At 72.1% G+C, this 12,793-nt stretch carries 10 protein-coding genes; 4 read left to right on the top strand and 6 right to left on the bottom strand.

Features of this window, described 5'->3' with window-relative positions; genetic code table 11:
- The first annotated feature begins 3 nt into the window (after nucleotides 1–3).
- A complete protein-coding gene (locus tag ACIA5C_RS03385; protein WP_396050746.1) occupies nucleotides 4–945 on the top strand; it encodes an SDR family oxidoreductase in 942 nt (313 codons plus the stop codon).
- Here the strand turns inward: ACIA5C_RS03385 and ACIA5C_RS03380 are convergent.
- From ACIA5C_RS03380 to ACIA5C_RS03370, 3 genes are all read right to left on the bottom strand, one after another.
- Nucleotides 920–1,747, bottom strand: a complete 828-nt coding sequence (locus tag ACIA5C_RS03380; RefSeq protein WP_396050745.1) for an alpha/beta fold hydrolase — start codon at nucleotides 1,745–1,747, stop codon at nucleotides 920–922. The genes ACIA5C_RS03385 and ACIA5C_RS03380 overlap by 26 nt on opposite strands.
- Before the next feature lie 87 nt (nucleotides 1,748–1,834).
- The gene (locus tag ACIA5C_RS03375) at nucleotides 1,835–3,361 is read right to left on the bottom strand and encodes a phosphatidylserine/phosphatidylglycerophosphate/cardiolipin synthase family protein (protein WP_396050743.1); all 1,527 of its coding nucleotides are present in this window, start codon (nucleotides 3,359–3,361) and stop codon (nucleotides 1,835–1,837) included.
- A 10-nt stretch (nucleotides 3,362–3,371) separates the two neighbouring features.
- Entirely contained in the window at nucleotides 3,372–4,253 is an 882-nt protein-coding gene (locus ACIA5C_RS03370; RefSeq protein ID WP_396050742.1) for a LysR family transcriptional regulator, read from the bottom strand.
- A 72-nt stretch (nucleotides 4,254–4,325) separates the two neighbouring features.
- Here ACIA5C_RS03370 and ACIA5C_RS03365 point away from each other — a divergent pair, with 72 nt between their 5' ends.
- Together ACIA5C_RS03365 and ACIA5C_RS03360 are read left to right on the top strand one after the other, a co-directional pair.
- Entirely contained in the window at nucleotides 4,326–5,531 is a 1,206-nt protein-coding gene (locus ACIA5C_RS03365; RefSeq protein ID WP_396050739.1) for an MFS transporter, read from the top strand.
- An 83-nt stretch (nucleotides 5,532–5,614) separates the two neighbouring features.
- Complete coding sequence (locus ACIA5C_RS03360) at nucleotides 5,615–7,033, top strand: YbhN family protein (protein WP_396052007.1); 1,419 nt, start codon at nucleotides 5,615–5,617, stop codon at nucleotides 7,031–7,033.
- A 399-nt stretch (nucleotides 7,034–7,432) separates the two neighbouring features.
- Here ACIA5C_RS03360 and ACIA5C_RS03355 read toward each other — a convergent pair whose 3' ends face one another.
- Nucleotides 7,433–7,903, bottom strand: a complete 471-nt coding sequence (locus ACIA5C_RS03355; protein WP_396050737.1) for a DUF1707 domain-containing protein — start codon at nucleotides 7,901–7,903, stop codon at nucleotides 7,433–7,435.
- Nucleotides 7,904–7,981: 78 nt separating this feature from the next.
- Complete coding sequence (locus ACIA5C_RS03350; protein WP_396050735.1) at nucleotides 7,982–9,466, bottom strand: diguanylate cyclase domain-containing protein; 1,485 nt, start codon at nucleotides 9,464–9,466, stop codon at nucleotides 7,982–7,984.
- A gap of 189 nt (nucleotides 9,467–9,655) precedes the next feature.
- Between ACIA5C_RS03350 and ACIA5C_RS03345 the strand changes: the two genes are divergently transcribed.
- The gene (locus tag ACIA5C_RS03345) at nucleotides 9,656–10,591 is read left to right on the top strand and encodes a hypothetical protein (protein ID WP_396050733.1); all 936 of its coding nucleotides are present in this window, start codon (nucleotides 9,656–9,658) and stop codon (nucleotides 10,589–10,591) included.
- Here ACIA5C_RS03345 and ACIA5C_RS03340 read toward each other — a convergent pair.
- Nucleotides 10,575–12,755: a penicillin-binding transpeptidase domain-containing protein gene (locus tag ACIA5C_RS03340; protein WP_396050731.1), complete on the bottom strand. Its 2,181-nt coding sequence runs from the start codon at nucleotides 12,753–12,755 to the stop codon at nucleotides 10,575–10,577. The two genes, ACIA5C_RS03345 and ACIA5C_RS03340, sit on opposite strands and share 17 nt — an antisense overlap.
- Between the last annotated feature and the right edge of the window lie 38 nt (nucleotides 12,756–12,793).

The following is a 12,793-nucleotide window of genomic DNA, read 5'->3' as shown; positions in this document are numbered from 1 at the left end:
CCCATGGCACGCACACGGTCCGACATCGCCGTTCCCGACCTGTCCGGAAAGCTCGCCGTCGTCACGGGCGCCAGCGACGGCGTCGGTCGGGGGCTGGCGGCGCGGCTGGCCGCCGCCGGAGCCGAGGTCGTCCTGCCGGTTCGCAATCCCGCCAAGGGCGAGGCCGCGATCGCGGCGATCCGGCAACAGCATGGCCGGGCGGCGGTGTCGTTGCGGGAGCTCGACCTCTCGTCGCTGGGTTCCGTCACCGCGCTGGCGGCCGGTCTGCTGGCCGACGACCGTCCGATCCACCTCCTGGTCAACAACGCCGGCGTGATGACCCCGCCGGCCCGGCAGACCACCGCGGACGGCTTCGAGCTGCAGTTCGGCACCAACCACCTGGGCCACTTCGCTCTGGTCAACCTCCTGCTGCCGCTGCTGCGTGCGGGCCGGGCCCGGGTGGTCTCGCAGATCAGCGTCGCCGCCGACCGGGGCACCATCAACTGGGACGACCTGGCGTGGGAGCGGTCCTACGACGGGATGCGGGCGTACCGCCAGTCGAAGATCGCGATGGGCCTGTTCGGGCTCGAGCTGGACCGCCGCAGCCGTGCCGGGGGCTGGGGCATCACCAGCAACCTCGCCCACCCGGGTGTCGCCGCGACCAGCCTGCTGCAGGCGCGGCCCGAGGTCGGCCGGGACAAGCCCACCTTGGGCGGACGCATCATCCGGACCCTCGGCCCCCGCGGCATCCTCTTCGGCACGGCCGAGACCGCGTTGCTGCCCGCTCTGTACGCCGCGACGTCCGCCGACGCTCAGGGCGGCCGTCTCTACGGTCCCGGCGGCTTCCAGCACCTCTCCGGGGCGCCCGCCGAGCAGCCGGTCTATCCGCCGCTGCGCAGCGAGGACGACGCCCGGCGCATCTGGCAGGTCTCGGAGGACCTCACTCTGATGCGATTTGCGCAGTGAGCCGCGACACGCGGGCGCGGTCCTCGGCGTGCCGGAAGCCGGCGAGGTGCGGGCGCGCCGGACGGCCGGTCGGGTTCAGGAACCGGAGAACCTCGGCCGCGAACTGATCCGGCGCGAGGCTGTGCACGCGGTGCCCGACCGGGATGGTGGTGAGCCGGGCGCCCGGGATCTCGCCGGTCACGTCGGCCAGGCGGGCCGGCGGGATGCAGCTGGCCGGTCCTCCGGAGAGGATCAGCGTCGGCTGCCGCACCTCGCCGAGCCGCGCCCACCATCCGGCGTCCGGGCGGGTCAGCTGGCGCAGGATCGAGGCGACCGCACGCAGCTGGTAGTCGCGCCGGGCGGTGAAGATGCCGGCCGCCGCGCCGAGCGCCTGCAGGGGGTTGAAGCCGTTCATCGGGCTGCGAACCCGCGGCGGTGCCGCCAGGTCTTCGAGCACCAGGCTGCCGACGCCGTCCGGGGATTGCTGGGCCGCGGCCAGCGCCGCGTAACCGCCGACCGAGTGGCCGACCAGGACGGCGCCGCGCAGCGAGAGTTTCTCGATCAGGGCGAGCACGTCGTCGCGCAGGGCGTCCAGCGCATAGCCCCCGGTCCGGGCGCTGCTGCCGTGTCCACGCAGGTCGACGGCGATCGCGCGGCGTCCGGCACCGGCCAGCCGGGCGGCGAACCGGTCCCAGGTGCTCGCGTTGCTGCCGCTGCCGTGCAGCAGCACGACCGGCGCACCGGCCGGGTCACCGCTCTCCCGGAAGCCCAGCCGGACGCCGTTGACGTGGACGGTGCCGACCGTCGACCAGGCAAACGTCATGGGGGTTGTTTACCAGACGTTGGTGAACAGGCAGCCCGGAATCCATCCCGGTGACTGCTCGGCGCTGCCCGGCCGATCACTGTGTGGTCAGGCCGGGCCGACGAACGTCAGCACCGACTCGATCGGCGCGAAGCCCGAAGGCAGGCCGGGTGTGCGCCACGAGCCGGCCGGGGCCTGCGGGGGCAGCCACTCCGGACGGAACATGCCGAGGGCCAGGTCGAGGTCTTCCAGGTGTGGCCGCAGGTCGTCGGCGACCGGTGTGCGAAGGTGCTCGGCCCACAGGCGTACCCGAAGGTCCCGCACCGAATCGCCAGCGGTGACCACTGCGGTGGTCAGTTCCGTGTCGACGCCGACCATCGAACGGCTGAACAGGTTGGCCGAGCCGACCGCGGCGAACCGGTCGTCGACGACGACCACCTTGGCGTGCACCGTCAGGTGCTCGATCCGCCAGAGACCGACGTTGCGGCGCTGCTGCGGGGGCAGCGGATCGATGACCTTCCGCTGCAGGTCGTGGTTGATCGTGCCGTTGATCAGCGGACCGGACTCGGCCGGGTCGCGGGTGCCCGAGCCGACCATGATCACCTTTACGCCGCGGGCGGCCGCCGCGCTCAGATGCGGGTAGAGCTCGAACCGGTGATCGCCGCCCGGGTATTCATGGAAGTATTGGTCTTCGAGGTAGATGTAGCGCTGCGCGGCACCGATCGCCTGCACCAGGGTGTGGTAGATCTCGCGTACGCCGTCGCGGGAGATGCCGCCGTAGTGCCGGCGCTCCCAAGGCAGCAGCGAGTCGATGTACCACGGGCCGACCGAGCGCAGGATCTGGCAGGCCTCGCCCGGTGCCTGGTGGACCTTCTGGGCCGGTGCCGGTTCGATCTCGGGGGCCACGGTCGGCGGGTTGAGGATGGGCAGGCCCTTGACCGCCGGCCAGAGGTAGCGACGGCGGGGCAGATTGCTCGCGCCGAGCCAGCGCATGCGCAGCACCCGCCACACGTCCTCGGCCGCCGGGCCCTGGATGATCGAGCCGGCGTCATGCCAGCCCCACCGGGCACCCTGCACCTCGAGCCGGTGGTGCGGGGCCTCGTCGATGCGGCTGGCCACGTAGTCGATGCCGCCGACCCCGGCGGTCAGTTCGTCGCCGCGGCGGACGATGGTCGCCTTCTGATGGTTGGAACCGACGCCGGAACCGGACCAGTCGAGCAGCACCCGGTCGGCGAGCGGCGGCTTCTCGCCGTCGCGGCGCCAGCGGCGCAGCCGATGGGCCGAGCTGACGTTCTGGTGGAACGGCCCGATCGTGGGCCGCGCGATGCTGCTGCTCACCACCGCCCCGGCCAGGATGATCCGCACGTCGACCCCGTCGGCCGCCAGGCGGGCCAGCAGGTCGCCGAGCGGCTCGTGGCCGGGCTCGCCGGCCCGGCGGCCGGTCAGGTCCATCTCCGGGTCCATCTGCAGGCCACAGATGTACGCCGCGTCGCCCGGCCCGAGCGACGTCAGCAGCTCGTGCATCCGCCGCATCCACACCCGGCCGTCGACGACGAACTCGACCGACGAGTTCTCGCAGTGCGGCATCACGGCGGGGGAGAGATAGCGGGACACAAGATCGTCGAGCGCCTCCATGGGCAAGACCCTAACGGGACTCCCGCGGTGCGCGGAACGACTGGGAGCCGCTGGACAGCATGGTCGCGATGAGGGCTTGGACGGCCGGGCGGCGTTCGGCCCGCGGGCTGGTGAGCACAACCAGGTCGATGCTTCCCAAATCGGGCAGCTTGTGGGACGGGCCGAGCGGCGTGAGCTGCTCCGGCACCAGGCTGGTGGCGAGCGCCGACACTCCCACCCCGGCGGCGACGGCGGCGATCAGGCCGTTGACGCCCCGGCAGACGCAGGCGCTGCGATAGGGCATGCCGGCCCGGTTGAGGGCGCGGTGCATCTCGGTGCGGGAGATGCTCGGCGCCGGGTAGACGACCAGGGGCAGCGGCTTGGTCAGGTCGAGCTTCGTCGCCGGGGTGCCGACCCAGACCAGGCGTTCCCGTTTCACCAGCCGGCCGCGCTCCTCGCCGCGCGCGCGCTTGCCGATGAAGACGTCCAGCTTGTTCTCTTCCAGCCGCTGGTTGAGCGTGCCGCTCTGATCGACCGTGAGATCGAAGTCGACCAGCGGATAGTCCGCCCGGAAGTCGCGCAGGATCTGCGGCAACCGGGTCAGGGCCAGGTCGTCGGACATGCCGATGCGCAGCCGGCCGCGGGGCCGGCTGCCGCTGAAGTACGCCGTGGCCTGTTCGTGCGCGGCCAGGATGCTGCGGGCGAACCCGATCATCGCCTCGCCGTCCGGGGTGAGCGACACCGAGTGGGTGTCGCGCAGGATCAGCGTGCGGCCGGTCTGCTTCTCGAGGCGGCTGATGTGCTGGCTGACCGTCGGTTGCCGCACACCGAGCCGGATCGCCGCCTGGGTGAAGCTGCCGGTCTGCGCGACGGTGAGCAGGGTCTGCAGCAGGACCGGATCATAAGTCGTCATAACGAAACCGAATAACAGTGCGTCGGATGATCGGCGTTCAGTATAGGAGCGTGGTCGAGAAGACTCGGGTGCATGACCGCGGCCGTGGAAAAATTCGCCGCCCTTTCAAACCCCGGCTACCGCACCTATCTCATCGGCCAGAGCCTCGCCAACACCGGCACCTGGATGCAGAGCATCGCCCAGGACTGGCTGGTTCTCCGCCTCACGCACAGCGCGTTCGCGGTCGGCCTGGTGATGACCCTGCAGTTCCTGCCGACCATGCTGCTCGGCGTCCACGGCGGCCAGCTGGCCGACCGCTACCCACGCCGGCGCATCCTGCTCACGACCCAGAGCATCAACGCCGTCCTGACCGGGCTGCTCGCCCTGCTGACCGCCGCCGGCGCCGTCCGGGTCGCCCATCTCTACCTGTTCGCGCTGCTCAGCGGTCTGGTCCTGGCCGTCGACGCGCCGGCCCGGCAGGCCTTCGTCAACGACGTCGTGCCACCCGGCCTGCTGCGCGGCGCGGTCTCGCTCAACGCCGCGGTCTTTCAGACCACGCGGTTGGTCGGCCCGGCGATTGCCGGCCTGCTCATGGGTACGGTCGGGACAGGCTGGGTGTTCGCGCTGAACGCCCTCTGCTACGCCGGCCCGACCATCGGGCTGCTGCGGCTCCCCTCGGTCTCCCCGGCCCGGCCCACCACGCACACCCCGGGCGCCCTGCGGTCCACCGCCCGCTACGTCGCCGACCGCCCGCACGTCGCCCGCACGATCCTGCTGGTCGGCATCGTCGGCACGTTCGGGCTGAACTTCCCGATCGTGCTCACCGCGATGGCCACCGACACCTTCGGCGGCGGCGCCGGCATCTACGCCGTCTTCAACGTCATGCTCGCGATCGGCTCGGTCACCGGTGCCCTGCTGGCCGCCACCTGGAGCCACACCCGGCTGCGGCTGATCGTGCTGGCCGGCGCCGCGTTCGGAGTCAGCCAGTTCGCGGCGGCCGTCGCGCCCGGGCTCGGCCTGTTCCTGGTGCTGCTCGTCGCGATGGGCCTGACCAACCTGGCATTCCAGGCGATGGCCAACTCCTCGGTGCAGCTCTGGTCCGACCCGCGGCTGCGTGGCCGGATCATGGGCCTCTACATGCTGGTCTTCACCGGCGGCACCCCGATCGGCGCACCCATCATCGGCGCGCTGACCAGCCACTTCGGGGCGCGCCTGGGGATGTCGGTGTGCGGTGCGGTGCCGGCCGTCGCCGCCGTACTCCTCGCCGCCAACCACACCCTCCGGCACCGCCCGGCCTGAGACTCCGATCACGTCAGAAATACTCGGAGGCCCCCGCGTCTTGATCGATTTCAGACGAGTCTCGTGGTCAGGAGCCGGCGGTGATGAAAAACAAGTGGGTCCGCTATGCGGGCATAGCCGCCGTATTGGCCCTGCTCACGACTGAATTGGTGCTCGGCTGGTCGTCGCTGTCCGGCGCTCTGCGCCAGCTGCGCGCGCCGCACATCGGCTGGCTGGCCCTCGCGGTCGCCGCCGAACTGACCGCGATGAGCGCGTACGCCCACATGCAGCGCCGCCTGTTGCGCTCGGCCGGCGTACGCGCGTCCAGCCTCGACCACGTCCGGCTGGCCTACGCGGCGCACTCGCTCAACGAGACACTGCCCGGCGGCCCGGCATTCTCGACCCGGCTCAACTACCAGCAGATGCGGCGCTTCGGGGCAAGCCCGGCGATCGCCTCGTGGGCCATCGCCCTCAGCGGCATCCTGTCGTCGGCCGCGCTCGCCGCGATCACGGTCGGCGGGGCGCTCTGGGCCGGCGGAACGACCCACTGGAGCCACTTCCTGGTGCTGGCCGGTGCGGCTGTGCTGCTCGTCATCGGCGTACGCCATGTGACCCGGCACCCGGCGGCGGTCCAGGCGCCGCTCGCGGCGCTCAACCGCCTGCGGCGGCGGCCCGCCGCCGACGGCCTCGAACGCATCGCCGGGTTCCTCGATCAGCTGCGGGCCGCACGCCTGCGCCCCGCACACGGGGTGGCCGCGGCGGCGCTGGCCCTGCTCAACTGGCTGCTCGACGCGGCCTGCCTCTGGCTGTGCTTCCAGGCGGTCGGCGAGAGCCCGGCCCCGTCAGCCACCACCGTCCTGGCCTTCTGCGCCGCGATGGCGGCCGGATCGCTGACGATCGTCCCGGGCGGCCTCGGCATCGTCGACAGCGCGCTGATCTTCGGGCTGATCGCCGGCGGCGTGGCCGCCCCGGCGGCGGTGGCGACGGTCGTGCTCTACCGGGTGATCAGTTTCGGCTTCATCATGAGCCTGGGCTGGATCTTCTGGCTGCAGATCCGCCTGCGGGCGGCCGGCCCGGCCGCCCCCGTACGCCGCGAGGCGACGGCCGGCCCGCGCACCAGCGTGCGGCGCCTGGCCGCCTGCCCGAAGCACCTGGCGGTCGTCGGCGCCTCCCCGGCCGGCGACGTCGTCGCCACCGCGATGATGGCCGCCTCGGTCGCCGACCTGGCCGCGGCATCCTCAGCCGGCGAACTCGTCGTCCCGGTGTCACCGGTCGGCCTCGTCGTACCGGTATCGGCCGGAAGTCCCGGCGCACCCGCCTCAGTGGCAGACCTCGTCGCCGCCTCGTCGGCCGGCGACCTGGTCGTCCCGTCATCCCTCGCGGACCTGGGCGCCGTCTCGGCTGCCGACGGTTTGGGCGCCTTCTCAACGGCCCGGGATCCGGCCGACTCAGCGAGCGACGACGGCGCGTCGCCGGCCGGGGACGGTCCGTCAGCGACCGGGAACTCCCGCGCCGGCGTCTGACCGCGTCTGCGTCAGTGGCCGGGTGTTCGCGGGCTGGCGTTTGACCGCGTCTGCGTCAGTGGCCGGGTGTTCGCGGCTGGCGTCTGACCGGGCCTGCGTCAGTGGCCGGGGCGTTTGCGGCGCCCGGTTTGACTGGTGCCACGTCGGCGACCGGGGGTTCGCGGGTCGGCGTTTGACCGGCGCCACCTCGGCGGGCATGCGATGGCGGGCCCTGGCAGGTGGGTGCGGGCCGGTGCCGCTGGCTGTTGGTTGAGGGGGCCGGCCGGCGGGGCTTCTCGTGGTCCGCCAGGTGCTGGGGATGGGCGGCGGCATTTCGTGGGCCGTCGGGTGCCGGGGATGGGCGACGGCAGTTCGCGGGCCGTCAGGTGCCGGGGATCGGCGGCGGCATTTCGTGGGCCGTCAGATGCCGAGCATCAGCAGCAGCATCAGGAAGAAGACGGACGGCAGCAAGCCCAGGATCATGCCGGTCAGGACCGCGGCCCGGTCGCCGCGGGTCAGTTCCCTGATGCCCAGCAGCAGGCTCGCTCCGGCGACCGTCGAGAAGATGCCGAGCAACGCGCCCCACGGTGTCACGAAGCTGCCGGCGACCGCCACCGCGCCGCCGGCCAGCGTGGCCAGCGACCAGGCGTGCATCGCCGCCGACGGCTCGGCCGGCTCGTCGTCGGGCTCTTCCGCCGGCTCCTCGGTGACGATCGGCAGGTCCTCGATGAGGGGGTCGACGTCGGACCAGGTGCGGGCGGCCAGGGCGCTCGACACCCGGTCCTCCAGTTCGTCGAGGTCGAGGCGCCCCTCGACCGTCGCCCGCTGCAGGATGTCGATGACTTCGCTCCGGTCGGCGTCCGAGATGCGTATCCGGCTGAGGTCGGTCATCCGCCGGATGCTACCGGTTTCCGGCCGACCCGTCCTCGTCCGTTCGGCTGATCTCCAGCCGGGCCCGGCTGGAGATCGTCAGCTGGAGCCGACGCTGGTCTGGGGCGCCTCGACCAGCGCGGCCAGGGCCTGCTTGCGGGCGACCTTCTCGGCGTACATCGCCGCGTCGGCGACCGCGACCAGGTTGTCGGCGCTCGGGCGGTCGAGCGGGCCCCACGCTGCCAGGCCGACGCTGACCCCGAAGTGCAGCGTCTCGCCGTTCCACTGGATCGGCTCCTCGGCCAGGTCGCGCAGCCGCTGGGCGAGCATCCGGGCGCCCGGCTCGTCGTCGACGCCGGTCGCCAGCACGACGAACTCGTCGCCGCCGAGCCGGGCCGCGGTGTCGGCCGGGCGGATGGTGGAGGTCAGGCGGCGGGCGAACTCGACCAGGATGAGGTCGCCGGCGGCGTGGCCGTACCGGTCGTTGATCTGTTTGAAGCCGTTGAGGTCCATGTAGTAGACGACCGGGCCGAAACCGGACGCGCGGAACAGCTCGAGTTCCAGTTCGGCGCGCAGGGCGGCGCGGTTGGCCAGCCCGGTGAGCTGGTCGTGCTCGGCCTGGTGGGCCAGCGCGGCCTTGATGCGTTCCTGCTCGCGGACCACGAAGACGAAGCGGACCAGGACGAACGATGTCAGCATGGCGATCGAGATCAGCAGCGAGGCCCGGCTGACGAACGTGCCGAACGAGTGCAGCCCGGTCACCGTTGGCAGCACTACCAGCGCGATTCCCAGGAACACCACCCGCACCGGGTGCAGCCGCTGCTGCGCCTGCGTGTCCTCCGGTTCGGCCACCTTGGCCGCGTTGCGATGCACCACGGCTCCGGCGAGGAAGCTGTTCGCGAGCAGCAGCAGACCGTCGAACCGGTCGGCCTGCCCGGAACGGGACAGTTCGGGGAAGAGCGTCGGCAGCAGCGAGATGCTGATGTCGCCGATCAGGGTCAGCGTCAGCGCCGCGACGAGGTAGCGGGCCGGACCGCGGGTCGATCCGGGCGCGAAGACCAGGATGGCCGTGGCCGCGAACAGCATCACGTCGCCGAACGTGTACCCCGCGCCGACGAACATGCCCAGCGACAGACGCTGGCTCTCGGCCGCGGGCAGGATCAGGAACTGCCAGAACAGCCAGGCCACGACGGTCGTCAGGGCCGCCGCGTCGAGCATGCCGTCGCGCTGCCGGCCGGGCGCCCGCAGCCGCACCAGCTTCACCAGGCCGGTCACGAGCAGCGGATATCCTGACAGCCACAGAATGTCGGAGGGCGTCACGTCGCCCAGCGGCCCGGCGATCCGGTCGAGGATGTCGTAGAGGATGTCGCCGGTCAGCCAGACGCTGAGGGCGGCGCACACCAGCCGGTAGGCGCCCAGGCTGGGTCCGGATATGTTCCGCAGACCCAGCCAGGCGGCGGCCACGACGGCCGCGAAGCCGATCAGGTACGCGATGTGGGCCTTCGATGTGCCCGGAGCGAACACGGACACCGACCCCGCGACCGCGGCGAACACGGGCACGGCAGCTGCCGGGACACGTCTCATGCGCCCCCTATCGGCCCCCGGCCGCCCGGCGTGAGGGATCTTGTAGGGCCCGCGAGTTCTCCGCAATCGGTCAGACCATTCTAGGCAGCCGCTACCGGTGCCTACGGGATCCGGACGGCGGCCGGCCGGGAGCCGACGCGAGTCGTCGTGGCCGTCGAGGCGGCCGGGCGTCCGGCTAGCATGGCGCGGGTGGGCTCCGTCGACGCGCTCGTCATCGCCGCACTACCGCTGGAGTTCGACGCGGCCCGAGACGTCGGAAAAGCCGCCGGGGTCGAGTGGCGCCCCGAGAACGCCGACGACCGGACCCCCTACCTGAGCGGCGAATACAAGACGGCGGACGGCAAGCAGGTCACGGTGGCGCTGGCGCGGCCGACCGAGATGGGCGGCCGCCGGACCGGCACGTTCGTCACGACGCTGGCCAATCACCTCCGACCGGCCTGCCTGGCGATGAGCGGCGTCTGCGCCGGCAACCCCGACGACACGGCGCCCGGCGACGTCATCGTCGCGGCCCCGGCGTACGAGTACGACGAGGGAAAGCAGTCCGGCGACACGTTCCAGGGCGCTCACCAGCAATATCCGTTGAACGACCGCTGGCTGCGGGCGGCCCAGGACTTCGATCCCGCCGGCCTGCCGAGCCACGGCGAAGCGACCGACGACGAGGCCTGGGCCTTGACCGACGCCGGCACCGCGAAGATCACCCGGATCCTGGCCGACGACGTGGACGGGCCGGACCGGCTGCCGTTCGCGGTCATGGCCGGTCCGTTCAAGGAGTTCGCCGCGCGCGCCTCGGCCGAGGTCCTGTTCGCGCTGCTCGGCCTCCTTCTTCCGGGGCAGTCCGGCGGCCGGGACGCCGTGCCGGGCCCGGAGGCGGCCGCCGGAAAGGTTCCCGGAGCGGTCAAATTCGACGTCATCGTCCGGCTCAACGTCGACTGGCCGGACCTGGCCGACCTGGTTGGCGTGCCGCCCTATCAGCGGGCCCGGTTCGGTCCCGGCGACGAGCCCCGAGGGGTGTGGGAGTGGCTGGAGGCGCGGGGCCGGCTCGCCGAGTTGCCGTCCGCTCTCGTGGAGATCGGCCGTCCGGAGCTGGCCGATCTCCTCCGTCCCTACCTCATGGGTGGATCTTGAAGGTGGGAGGCGGGGTGGTGCTCGGCGGCACCTGGTAGTGCCAGAGCGTCGTCGACATCATGTCGCTGAACGCCGGTGCCGCCACCTGGCCGCCGCTGCCGCTGGGCACGTCGGCGTAGACGCCGATGACGAACCTCGGGTGGTCGGCCGGGGCCATGCCGATGAACGACCCCGAGTTGTAACTGGTGTACTGCCCGTCGACCAGCTTGCTCGCCGTACCGGTCTTGCCCGCGACCAGATAGTTGGGCACCTTGGCCCGGGTGCCGGTGGCGCCCTCGACGTCGACCGGGGCCTGCAGGATCGTCCGCATCTCGGCCGCGACCTCGGGCGTCAGCACCGGGTGGGTCTGCGCCGCCGGACCGGGGGTGACCTTGCCGTCCGGGCCGATCGTGTCCTTGATCAGATGCGGCTGAACGTAGGTGCCGTTGTTGGCGATCGCGTTGTACGCCGCGGCCATCTGGATCAGCGTGGCGTCGACGCTGTAGCCGATCGGCACCGAGCCGTACGCCGAGCCGCTCCACTCGTCCGGCGGGAGCAGCGCCCCGGACGCCTCGGCCGGCATGCCCTCGCCGGTGGCCTTCCCGAGCCCGAACTTCTGCTGGTATTCGTACAGCTTGTTCTTGCCCAGCTGGTCGGCGATCCGGATCGTCCCGACGTCGGACGACAGCGCCATCACCCCGGGGATGGTCAGCTTGGTCCCGCTCTTCTGCGGGTGGTCGTCGGGGAAGAGGACGCCGCCGACGCGCAGCGCCGGGCCGACCGTGATGCTGGACTGCGGCGTGATCACGCCCTCCTGCAGCGCGGCCCCGATCGTGATCGCCTTGTGGATCGAGCCCGGGTCGTACGGCTGGTTGCTGGCCACGTCGGACCGGTCGGCCTCCGTGGAGCCCTCCGGCTCGGCCGCGTTGTAGCCCGGGAAGCTCGCCTGGGCCAGCACCTCGCCGGTCCGGGTGTCGAGCACGACCGCGGCGCCCTTGACCGCATGCACCTTTTCCAGGTGGTTCTTCAGGGACTGCTGGACCTCGTACTGCAGGTCGCGGTCGATGGTCAGCTGCACCGTGGTGCCCGGCCGGGCCGGCGTCTCGCGGTGGTAGCCGCCCGGGATCGGCTTGTCGAGTTTGCCGCCCGAGGTGTCCGGGTTGCCGGTCTCGTAGACGTTCGAGCCGTCGGTTCCGCGCAGCACACTGTCGAAGCGGGCCTCGATGCCCTCGAGGCCCTTGTGGTCGTAGCCGGTGAAGCCGATGAGGTTGGCGGCCAGGTCGGCGCCGGGTTCGTCGCGCTTCTCGTCGCGGCCCTGCCCGATCCCGGTGATCTTCATCGCGGCGATCTTGGCGGCGGTCGGCAGGTCGACGTCGCGGGCGAGGTACTCGAACTGCGACCACTCACCGTTCGAGTGCTTGTGCCGGGCGATGAGCGGCGTCAGCTTCGAGAGCGGGACGCCGAGCAGCGGCGACAGCCGGGCGGCGACCGCCGGCGCGTCCTTGATCTGCGTCGGGTCGGCGTAGATGTACCGGGCCTCGACCGATTGGGCCAGGGCCGCGCCGGTGCGGTCGACGATGCTTCCGCGCGCGGCCGGGAGCACGACCGTGGTGAGCCGGTTGTTCCGTTGATGCAGCAGTTCCTTCTCTTCCTGCTTCGATTCGCCCGCCTGCAGCACGACGAGCCGGATGCCAATCGCCACAAAAGCTACTAAAGCGGCCAATGTGGACAGCCGGAGGCGGCGGACACCGTTGGCCAGCGGAGGCGGCGGCGTGTTCCGCTTCCGGGGCGGCGGCCGCCGCAAGATCCGCGGCTCAGGCAGGCGAGGCTTCGGAATGCGAGGCCGCTCCGAGGCCCGCCCACGCCGGTCACTTTCCGCGGCCCGGCCGCGCCGGTCTCCCTCGGCCCGCCCACGCCGGTCACCCTCGGCGGCACGGCTGCGTCGGTCTCCCTCGGCGGCCCGGTCGGGCCGGTCGGGCCGGTCGGCGGTGGTCCGGCTGCGTTCCCCGCCTTCGGCGAGTCGCTCGGCGACCGTACGCCCGCGCGGCGTGTAAGCCCGGGCCGCACCGATGCCGCCCCGCCGTTGCCGGTCCTCGTCGCGGTCCTCCGGGACTCGGGGAACGCGAGGCGCGCCACGCCGGGGGTCCCGCCCCCGGCGCGGCGGCTCGTCAGCGCGCGGCGTCATGTTCGCCCGTCCGTTCTCGTTCGGTCGGCCCGGTTGGT

Source organism: Actinoplanes sp. NPDC051343, assembly GCF_044455125.1.
In the GTDB taxonomy this organism is placed as follows: domain Bacteria; phylum Actinomycetota; class Actinomycetes; order Mycobacteriales; family Micromonosporaceae; genus Actinoplanes.
This window is presented reverse-complemented; position numbering and strand designations above follow the sequence as displayed.

Excerpts from the sequence above, each read along its gene's own strand:
- ACIA5C_RS03350 (WP_396050735.1), bottom strand. The coding sequence starts at position 9,466 with ATGAGACGTGTCCCGGCAGCTGCCGTGCCCGTGTTCGCCGCGGTCGCG.
- ACIA5C_RS03340 (WP_396050731.1), bottom strand. The coding sequence starts at position 12,755 with ATGACGCCGCGCGCTGACGAGCCGCCGCGCCGGGGGCGGGACCCCCGG.
- ACIA5C_RS03370 (WP_396050742.1), bottom strand. The coding sequence starts at position 4,253 with ATGACGACTTATGATCCGGTCCTGCTGCAGACCCTGCTCACCGTCGCG.
- ACIA5C_RS03375 (WP_396050743.1), bottom strand. The coding sequence starts at position 3,361 with ATGGAGGCGCTCGACGATCTTGTGTCCCGCTATCTCTCCCCCGCCGTG.
- ACIA5C_RS03385 (WP_396050746.1), top strand. The coding sequence starts at position 4 with ATGGCACGCACACGGTCCGACATCGCCGTTCCCGACCTGTCCGGAAAG.
- ACIA5C_RS03360 (WP_396052007.1), top strand. The coding sequence starts at position 5,615 with ATGAAAAACAAGTGGGTCCGCTATGCGGGCATAGCCGCCGTATTGGCC.
- ACIA5C_RS03355 (WP_396050737.1), bottom strand. The coding sequence starts at position 7,903 with ATGACCGACCTCAGCCGGATACGCATCTCGGACGCCGACCGGAGCGAA.
- ACIA5C_RS03365 (WP_396050739.1), top strand. The coding sequence starts at position 4,326 with ATGACCGCGGCCGTGGAAAAATTCGCCGCCCTTTCAAACCCCGGCTAC.
- ACIA5C_RS03380 (WP_396050745.1), bottom strand. The coding sequence starts at position 1,747 with ATGACGTTTGCCTGGTCGACGGTCGGCACCGTCCACGTCAACGGCGTC.